Genomic DNA, 544 nt, shown 5'->3' with positions numbered 1-544 from the left:
GCCGGGTCTGGGCCGACGACGTGCGCGGCGTCATCACGGAACTGGGGCTGCAGCGGCCGGTCCTGGTCGGCTGGTCCTATGCCGGGCGGGTCGTCGGCGACTATCTCACCGCGCACGGTTCGGCGGCCCTGGCGGGCATCAACTACGTGGACGCCAGCAGCTCGCTCGGAGACCCCGCCTTCCTGGGGCCCGATGTCGGGCTGCTCGGCCCGCAGGCCATGCTGGCACCCGGCGCGGACGCCTTCATCGACGGCACGATCCGCTTCCTGCGCGCCTGCTTCGCCACCCAGCCCGACCCCGCGGACTTCCAGGCCATGCTCGCCTTCAACATGCTGGCGCCCCTCTACGTGCGCGCGGGCCTCGCGGGCCGCCCGGCCAACTACGCGGAGGTGCTGAAGGCGCTGCGCCTGCCCGTGCTGGTCAGCCATGGCGAGCAGGACCGCATCCTCGCCACGCCCATGGCGCGCTTCACCGCGGCCACCGTGCCGGGCGCCAGGCTGTCCCTCTACCCCAACAGCGGCCACGCGCCCTTCTGGGAGGAACC

General features: G+C 73.3%; 1 protein-coding gene. It reads left to right on the top strand.

Annotated elements, in window-relative coordinates:
• Window positions 1-544, top strand: a 544-nt coding sequence (locus tag ACFFIC_RS29915; protein WP_377057271.1) for an alpha/beta fold hydrolase, incomplete at both ends; no start/stop codon positions are given.

The organism is Muricoccus vinaceus (assembly GCF_042433125.1).
Taxonomy (GTDB): domain Bacteria; phylum Pseudomonadota; class Alphaproteobacteria; order Acetobacterales; family Acetobacteraceae; genus Roseomonas; species Roseomonas vinacea.
This window is presented reverse-complemented; position numbering and strand designations above follow the sequence as displayed.